The following is an 8,329-nucleotide window of genomic DNA, read 5'->3' on the forward strand; positions in this document are numbered from 1 at the left end:
CATCTGCTCGTCCGTCAGCCAGAAAAGATTGCTCATCATCAACCCCGTCAGTCTGGAGCCTTGAATCACCCGGCGGCGGCAGCTTCAAGCAGATCAATGGGTCCTGACCCTAGGCTACTTAGTCGTGCTTGCCTGAAATCGAGCGGTATCAGAGAGAGTACTACCGTCCTGAAACATACCTGATGAAACTGGGAGAGTGAGCGCGCCCATGTTCTCAACCTCGGTCTCGATCTCAGGCCAAATCCCCTCAATCAATTCGGCGAGCGTTTCGACATGCCGCGCCTCCGAGTCCTGGGAGATCACAGACAGCCTGAGAACGGTGCGCCCCTTCCAAAGGGCTGTACGAACGAAGACGCATCGCCCCGCATTTAGCCGTTCGGCAAGCGCGGTGATCTTCCAGCTTTCATTGCTCAGGCTGTGGCAGCCGACAACGATTTGGTTGAGGTCCATGCGGTTCAACACTTCCAGCCCTCCGACCCGGCTGATGCGCCGGGCCAGTCGGGATGCGGCGTCGCAATGCCGGTCGACCAATGTTGCGACGCCGTTGCGGCCGAGGCGGCGCAGCACCGCCCAAGCGGCAAAGCCCTGAGCGCGGCGCGACAGGCCCGGAGTAAATGCCGATGGGTTGCGCCCGTCTTCCTCGGCCGCGTTCAGGTAGCCTGCGGACTTCTGCATGGCGCGTTGATGAGCAATCTTGTTTCGGACGATAGCAAAGCCGGATTCGTAGGGCAGTTGCAGCCATTTGTGGCCATCGACCGACCAACTGTCGGCAAGTTCCGCCCCCATGGCTAGATGCTTTCGGGTGGTCGAGGCCCGGACCCATAGTCCGAATGCGCCGTCCACGTGCATCCACGCATCATGCAACCGCGCCAGCGCCGCAATCTCGGCCAGCGGTTCGAACCCTCCCGAATTGATGTGCCCGGCCTGGGCCACGATGATCTTTGGCCCCTGAACCCGAGCCATGGCGACGGCCAGGTCGTCCGGACACAGTAGTCCGGCGCCGTCCGACGGCAATTTGTGAAAATTGGCCTCGCCGAAACCCAACTGGCGCAGGGCGGCGTAGTTGGTGACATGGGCATCGTCACTGAGGAAGATATGGACTTTCGGCGCCCCCTGAAGCCCCTCTGCGTCGATGTCGTAGCCACCGCGCCGCAGCACTTCCCCACGTGCGGCGGCGAGCCCCACGAAGGCGGCCATGGTCGCACCGCCGACAAACCCGACGGAGCTGTCTCGCGGCAGGTCGAGAAGTTCAAGAAGCCAGGCTTCCACGGCCTCTTCCGCCGTCGCAGCGGCGGGCGAGGACTGGTAGATCGCCGCGTTCTGGCCCCAGGCGGAGGTGAGCCAGTCGGCGGCCACTCCCACCGGATCGGACGCCCCCATGACCCAGGCGTAGAAATTCGGACTGGTATTGCCCACAAGCCCCGGCTCGGCGGCCGCGATCAACTCATCAATCACGCGCGCGCCGGGCAGTCCATCATCCGTCAGGGGAAGGCAGAACCGCTCCCTGAGCGCGGCGGATGAGGCGGATGGGCTGATCGGGTGGTTGCCGCTCCGATAGTCCCGCGCGTAAGCCGCCGCGCGGGTCAGAACATCGGAAGGGGCAAGATGTGCAAGGGCGTGTACCATGTCGAACTCCAATCTACCGGGGATGCATCCATCCGGGCAGGAACCTGTAGGGATTGGCCGTCTTGCTCGCGTCGAAGCTGAGGCCGAGAGCGTTCAGCCGCTCAGCCATAGAGCCATCCTTGAACGCGTCGAAGGTTTCCGTCGCACCGCCAACATGCGTACCGCCCACAAAGATCTGAGGAATGGTTGGTAAGCCGACCTTGATACCCAGCGCGGCCCTGAGATCGCCGCCCAAACTGTCCTTCTGCATCGCTGCCGCATCGAGCTCCACCGCGTGATACGGCACGCCCGCTGCGGCAAAGAGTTTGCGTACAGACCAGCTGAATTCGCACCATTCTAAGACGAACATTACAACGGGATGCTGCGCGACGATCTCGTCAACCATCTCTGCGGTCTCGGGCTTGCAGGTCGGTGTGGCCGCAGAGGCCACGGGCGCGGAGGCTGCGCTGTCGAACCGCGCGCCAGGTGTGGACCGTGACAGCGCGATCTCATCGTCGCTCATTTCCTCCTCTATGCCATCGAACAGGACCGTGGACATGTAGCGTTCGCCGGTATCGGGCAGCATGGCAACGATGCGCGATCCTTTGGGGGCGGTCTTCGCCACCTCCAACGCGGCGGCGAAGGTTGCGCCGGCGCTGATGCCGCAGAAGATGCCCTCCTGCGCCGCAAGAGCGCGCGCCGCTTGAAGGGCGGCATTGCCGGCGACGGGTTGGAACGCGTCGATTGCGCCCGCGCTGACGGCGTCCTCGGCGAGCTTCGCGATGAAGTCCGGCGACCAGCCTTGCATCAGGTGAGGGCGGAACATCGGGTGGCTGGCCGGGCGGCCGTCTGCATCCCGCTCCTGCGCGATTCCGCTTTGCATCAGCGGCACGTTGTCCGGCTCTGCCACGACGATCCGCGTCTTGGGGCATTCGGCGCGCAGGACGCGGGAAACGCCCTTCAGCGTGCCGCCGGTCCCGAAGCCCGTCACCCAGTAATCCGGGCCCTGTCCGCCAAAGGCATCGACGATTTCCTGCGCGGTGGTGCGGGAATGCATGTCGGCATTGGCCTCGTTCTCGAACTGCCGGGCAAGGAACCAGCCATGTTCGCGGGCCAGTTCCTCGGCTTTGGCCAGCATGCCGGTGCCCTTTTGTGCGGCGGGCGTCAGCACCACCTTCGCGCCAAGAAACCGCATCAGCTTGCGCCGTTCGACGCTGAAGCTTTCGGCCATGGTCACGACCAGCGGGTACCCTTTGGCCGCACAGACCAGTGCCAGGCCGATCCCGGTATTGCCGGAGGTCGCCTCGACCACGGTCTGGCCGGGTTTCAGGGCGCCGCTCGCTTCTGCCGCCTCGATGGCCGCCAGAGCGAAGCGGTCCTTCACTGATCCGCCGGGGTTAAAAGCCTCGACCTTGACGTAAAGCTCGACCCCTTCGGGCGCGAGCCGGTTGATCCGGACGATGGGCGTATTCCCGATCGTGTCGAGGATAGAGCCATGCAGCGCCGAGGTGGTCTGAGGAATGGGTTTCAAGTGCATCTCTCTTGTCCTTTTGATTGGTCTTGGGCGGTCATGCGGCCGGGGCCGCACCTGCATCCGCCGCCATGTGAATTTCGTGTTGAACGACCTGGGCATCGCGGAGCGCGAGGTACCAAGGGTCTACTGAGAGGGCGCGGTCGACGAGGCTACGGACGGCGGCGCGGTCTTCGTCGGTGTCGACTTCGATCCGTATCCGCGATTCCAAAGGGGCCGCCGTGCGCGGGCTCAGCCCCATCAGCGCGGCATCGTCGAAATCGCATTCGATCGTCACATCGACCGAGCGGAAGACGAGCCCCTCGCGCGCGGCCATCATCTTCACGCCGATGCTGACGCAGCCGACGATGGCGGCGCGGGCGAAGAAGCCCGGGCTTGGCCCGGCAGCGTCGCCACCCATGCCCGGCCCCAGATCCATGGTCGCGTGGAACTTGCCCTGTGAGGCGTGGCAGGTCAGCCCGTCTTCAATCCGGCCGGTTGTCACCAGCGTGTTGCACGCGGCTGCAAGGTCTTGCCGCATCCGTTCGATCACGGCGGTCTGCGCCTGCCGGATCACCTCGTCCCGCACGGGGGTCGGTTTCGCATCGGTTTCGGACGTCATCATGGTCATAGGTATCTCCTTTCAGGCCGCCGAACGGCCGCGTGTGCAAAGAATGTGATCGGCAAGGGCGGCGGCATCGGCACCGACGCCATCGATGAGGGCAGAGTTGCGCTGTCTCATGAACGGCAGGCCGAGGGTGTATAGTCCCGGCGCAACCAACCCTTCCCGGTGCATCAGCCCGCCTTTGCGGTCGAAGACCGGCAGGTGCAGCCAGCTGTAATCGGGCCGGAACCCGGTCGCCCAGAGGATGGTGCGGATGTGACCGCCGCCGAGATAGAGCGAAAGGCGCGACGAGGCAGGACAGGGTGTCGCGGCAAAACGTTCGACAGGGCCGATGCCGCTGCGGCCGGTCTCCTCGGCCCAGGAATCGAGCGTGTCGAGCAGCCGGTTCATTTTCAGGTCCGACAGCGCGCAGTGATTGTGCAGCGCGCCGGAAAAGAGCGCGGTGCCGTCGCGGACGGCGCTTAGACGGCCGACGATCTCGACCCCCTGCGTGGCAAGGCTGCTCAGGTCGCAGAAGCGCTGCGCGTGCGAGCCGATGAGTTGCAGCGAGGGCACCCGGCGCGCCCGATCGATGTCATCGACCTCTTCGACCCGCGTGGTGTGAATGCCCGCGCGATCCATCCACCACTGAATGTCCCGGCCGCGATAGTGGCGCGGCATGCGGATATGCTCACCGGCAGAAAGAATGACCTCATGTCCGGCGGCGCGGATTTCGGCGGCAAGCTGGACACCGGTTGCCGAGGCGCCAACCACCAGAACGCCGCCCGGCGCAAGCTGGTGGGGATTGCGGTAGTCCAGTGCTGTGATCTGCGCGACCCGCTCAGGTATCTGCGCTGACAATGCGGGCACGGAGGCGATGTTGCAGGCCCCTGTGGCCAGAACCAGCGTGTCGCATATCCAGCCACCGCGGTCCGTTGCGACGTGGTAACCGGTGCCATGGACGGTGACCGAGAGTACGCGGGTGCATTCCTCGACAGGTGCCCGGCTTGCGGCGGCGTAGTCATTCAGGAAACGGGTTATTTCGGGCATCGACATGAAGCCGTCGGGATCAGGGTCTGTATAGGCAAAGCCGGGCAGCCGGCTTTGCCAGTTGGGGGTGAGCAGCCGCAGGCTGTCCCACCGCTCATGCCGCCAGGAATTCGCGATCTCGCCACGCTCCAGCACGACATGGGGGATGTTGCGGTCCGACAGGCAGCGGCTCATCGCGAGGCCGGCCTGACCGGCGCCGATGATGAGGGTTCCGATATGTTTCATGGGTTTTGCTCCTGTCGGACCGGCGGTGTCAGGCAACCGTCACGTTGACGGACGTCGGGTTGGTGAGAAGGTCGAAGACGGCCGAGCGCTTCTGCGACTGGGCAACCAGCGCGCGGATTTCATCGGCGGTGGCATCGGCGTCGATTTCGAAATTGACGCGGATGGCCGAGAAGCCGTTGCGGATATCCTGGTCCATGCCGAGAATGCCGCGCACATCGATATCGCCCTCGACCATCGCCCGCATGTGGTGCAACTGGATGCCGCGATGCTGGGCAACAGCCGCCACGCCACCCGAAAGGCAGCTTGCCAGCGCGGCCAGAACGATCTCCGGCGGAGTCGGGGCACGGTCGGCAGCGGCAAAGACTTCCGGATGGTCGCTGTCGATGCGGAAGGTTTCCTTGCGCTCGTGGTTCTGGCCGAGGCCGAAGTAACCATTGATCGCGTTGGTGCTGTGGGTGCCATCCTTCCAGTCGCAGGTGCTGCGGAAGGTGAAGGCGGCGGCCTCGGGCATCTCGGCGAACGCGCCGCGCGCGCCAATCAGGGCTTCGGTATTGACGCCGTTCGAAACGGGTTTGGTCATCGTGGAGATTTGCATTTTCATTCCTTTCAAGAGTTTCGTGTGTCTGATCGTTCGGGTTTGAGGAGGTGGCCGGATGTTCCGGCCGGGGATGGCGGGCCTTCCGACCCGGCGCATTCAGTGATGTCGTCCGCCCTGTCTGGGTTTGGCAAATAGCGGGCTGCGTTCCGCGTACCAGCGGCGGGAAGTGTCATTCGGGACCAGTCCCGAAAGCCCGTCAAAGCCGCTGCCATAGCCGGGCCTGCGGTCCTTCTTCATCATGTTATCCATTTCGCTTTCCTTCTTCGTTCCGGGCCCTTCCGGGCTGATGGGAAAGCAATACAGCCAGCTTTTGCTTGTGGTCTTGAGCGGGGGATGGGTAATTTGTGGGGAAAGTCTGAGTTTCGGTGGGGAAGGCTTTTTGCACTACGCGTTCGACGGCTTTGCGCTTGACCTGAACCGTGGCGATCTGCGCCGCGGCGATGCCGTGCTGCCGGTCGAACCGATGGCCTATGCGGTGCTGAGCCATCTGGTTCGGAATGCCGAACGTCTGGTTGCAAAGGACGAACTGGTCGAGAAGGTCTGGGACGGGCGCTTCATCTCCGACGCGGCGGTTTCGACCGTGATCAAGTCGCTGCGCCGCGCCCTTGGGGACGATGGTAAACAGCAGCGTTACATCCGCACGGTTCACGGGCGCGGGTTTCGCTTCGTCGCGGATGTCCGGATCGTAGCGCCTGCAGTCGTGACCGAGCCTCAACCGCAAGAAGTTGCACAATCGGTCGAGACGGTTCCGGCGGAGCAGAAGCCTTCGATCGCGGTGCTGCCATTCACGCTTATCGGCAGTTCCGAGGTCTATTCCGCGATTGCCGACGCGATCCCGGGTGAACTGATCTCCATCCTTTCAAGGCTGCGCTGGCTCAAGGTCGTGGCACGGGGGTCGAGCTTTCGGTTTCGCCCGCCGTTGCAGGATTTCGAGGCGATCCGCTCGGCGCTTGGCGTGGCCTATGTCTTGTCGGGAGAGGTTGAGATCCTCGGTCCCGCGCTCGGTATCGCGATCGAGCTTGTCGACGCGCGGAGCTCGCAGGTCGTATGGGGTGACCGGCTTTCGGGCAAGATCGACGACATTCACGACATGCGCGAACAGATCGTAGCGCTGATCATTTCGGCAATGGAACTGCATATCCCGCAACACGAGGCGCAGCTTGCGCGTTTGCGGGCGCCGTCAGGGCTTGATGCCTGGTCACTTTATCACATCGGCCTTCAGCATGCGTTCCGCTTCAACCGGGGGGACAATGCCCGTGCCGCCGACTATTTCCAGCGCGCGACCGAGCTCGATCCGCTCTTTGCCCGCGCCCATGCGGCCCGGTCCTTCGTCAGCTTCCAAGCGGCGTTTCTGCGCTATTCGACGGATCATGCGGGCGCCATCGACGATGCCAGGCGCCATGCGGAGCGGGCCGTGGAACTTGATCCCATGGACCCGTTCGCGAATTTCAACTTCGGCCGCGCCCACTGGCTCAGGGGCGACCCGGCGGCGGGGCAGTCCTGGCTGGAACGGTCGTGTAGTCTGAGCCCCAGTTTCGCGCAGGGTTACTACGCGCATGGCTGGGCCGATTTGATGGCGGGCGATGGGCAAGTCGCCCTTGAGAATCTTGAAAAATCAATCAGCCTCAGCCCGCTCGACCCGTTCCGCTATGCGATGCTTGCGGCAAAGGGCATGGCGCATTTTCAATTGGACGAGATGGACGAGGCCGCGCGCTGGGCAGATCAGGGCGCGCGGACGCCGGGCGCGCATTATCTGATCAACGCATTTGCTGCTGTGATAAACGAAGCCGCCGGTCGCCACGATCAGGCGCGATACTGGACGCAGGAGGCGAAGGCGCGCCGCAAGGATGTTTCGATCGAGGCATTCTTCACCGCGTTCCCATTCAGACATGAGGCAAAGCGGGAAGTGCTGTCCGACGCCTTGGCGACGCTAGGATTTCCAGAAAGATAGGCAGGCAGTCGGCCTTAGAAACGTATTAATCATTTTGGTACCATTTGGGTTTCTGGCAAAGTGGCGCATGGAACTAACTGCCCGTGCTCGGTTCCTGCGTCAGGGCGCATTGGTTAACTTAAGGCGGTGCGGGGTTCTGTTGCACAAATCCTGTAGGGGATTCATCTCGTGAAACCAGCGTGATAGCTGGGGTGCATGAGCAGACCGACCCCACCGACCTACAAGATCAGGAACTGGCCAGCCGACAATGAAGCGCTCAAGCGCCGCGGCTCGCTGACGATCTGGTTCGATCCTGAGATGAGCTGGGATGCCGCGCCGACAGGTCGGCGTGGCCGTCGGCAGAGCTACAGCGATGCCGCCATCCAGACTTGCCTCTCGATGAAGGTGCTGTTCGGCATGGCGTTGCGGCAGACCACAGGCTTCGTCGAGAGCCTGCTGCAACTGGTCGGCCTGAACTGGACGGTGCCGGACTTCAGCACGCTGTCCCGTCGCCAGAAGACCTTGGCCGTCAACATCCCCTACCGTGGGTCCAAGGGGCCGCTGCACCTGCTGATCGACATCGAGCCGGTGAGCGCCACCGGTTCGAGCGAACCGGCGAGGGGGGATCAAGGTCGAGGGCGATGGCGAGTGCCATGCGCGCAAGCATGGCGGCCCCAAACGGCGCGTTTGGCGCAAGATGGGATGGTTGCCGCCCACCCCTGACGGCATCGCAATGTGCCAAGGTCGTGGTGTCGAGGCCACGTAGCGGAGAGGACGGCAAATGAAGGATACGATGATCGGGGTAGA

7 protein-coding genes and 2 pseudogenes are annotated in these 8,329 nt (G+C 63.5%); 2 read left to right on the forward strand and 7 right to left on the reverse strand.

The window, feature by feature from the left end; translation table 11 throughout:
* Positions 1–114: 114 nt before the first annotated feature.
* The 7 genes and pseudogenes from OM960_RS24940 to OM960_RS24970 all read right to left on the reverse strand — a co-directional run bounded on the left by OM960_RS24940 (position 115) and on the right by OM960_RS24970 (position 5,841).
* A complete protein-coding gene (locus OM960_RS24940; RefSeq protein WP_264773877.1) occupies positions 115–1,626 on the reverse strand; it encodes a pyridoxal phosphate-dependent decarboxylase family protein in 1,512 nt (503 codons plus the stop codon).
* Positions 1,627–1,639: 13 nt separating this feature from the next.
* Positions 1,640–2,011 carry a glutaredoxin domain-containing protein gene (locus tag OM960_RS24945; protein ID WP_354003583.1) on the reverse strand — a complete coding sequence of 124 codons (372 nt, stop codon included), beginning with the start codon at positions 2,009–2,011 and terminating at the stop codon, positions 1,640–1,642.
* Positions 2,012–2,089: 78 nt separating this feature from the next.
* Positions 2,090–3,142: pseudogene (locus tag OM960_RS24950) on the reverse strand (PLP-dependent cysteine synthase family protein); the annotation flags it as partial.
* A gap of 31 nt (positions 3,143–3,173) precedes the next feature.
* The gene (locus OM960_RS24955; protein WP_264773878.1) at positions 3,174–3,746 is read right to left on the reverse strand and encodes an OsmC family protein; all 573 of its coding nucleotides are present in this window, start codon (positions 3,744–3,746) and stop codon (positions 3,174–3,176) included.
* Positions 3,747–3,758: 12 nt separating this feature from the next.
* Positions 3,759–4,994: an NAD(P)-binding domain-containing protein gene (locus OM960_RS24960; protein WP_264773879.1), complete on the reverse strand. Its 1,236-nt coding sequence runs from the start codon at positions 4,992–4,994 to the stop codon at positions 3,759–3,761.
* A gap of 28 nt (positions 4,995–5,022) precedes the next feature.
* Positions 5,023–5,688: an OsmC family protein gene (locus OM960_RS24965; protein ID WP_264773880.1), complete on the reverse strand. Its 666-nt coding sequence runs from the start codon at positions 5,686–5,688 to the stop codon at positions 5,023–5,025.
* Positions 5,689–5,841: a hypothetical protein gene (locus OM960_RS24970; RefSeq protein ID WP_264773881.1), complete on the reverse strand. Its 153-nt coding sequence runs from the start codon at positions 5,839–5,841 to the stop codon at positions 5,689–5,691.
* Positions 5,842–5,878: 37 nt separating this feature from the next.
* On the opposite strand from OM960_RS24970, the gene OM960_RS24975 reads away from it, so the two are divergent.
* Together OM960_RS24975 and OM960_RS24980 are read left to right on the forward strand one after the other, a co-directional pair.
* Positions 5,879–7,543, forward strand: coding sequence for a winged helix-turn-helix domain-containing protein (locus tag OM960_RS24975; RefSeq protein ID WP_263340806.1), 1,665 nt, complete (start codon positions 5,879–5,881; stop codon positions 7,541–7,543).
* Positions 7,544–7,738: 195 nt separating this feature from the next.
* Positions 7,739–8,222, forward strand: a pseudogene (locus OM960_RS24980) (IS5 family transposase); the annotation flags it as partial.
* Between the last annotated feature and the right edge of the window lie 107 nt (positions 8,223–8,329).

This window comes from Defluviimonas salinarum (assembly GCF_026013545.1).
GTDB lineage: Bacteria > Pseudomonadota > Alphaproteobacteria > Rhodobacterales > Rhodobacteraceae > Albidovulum > Albidovulum salinarum.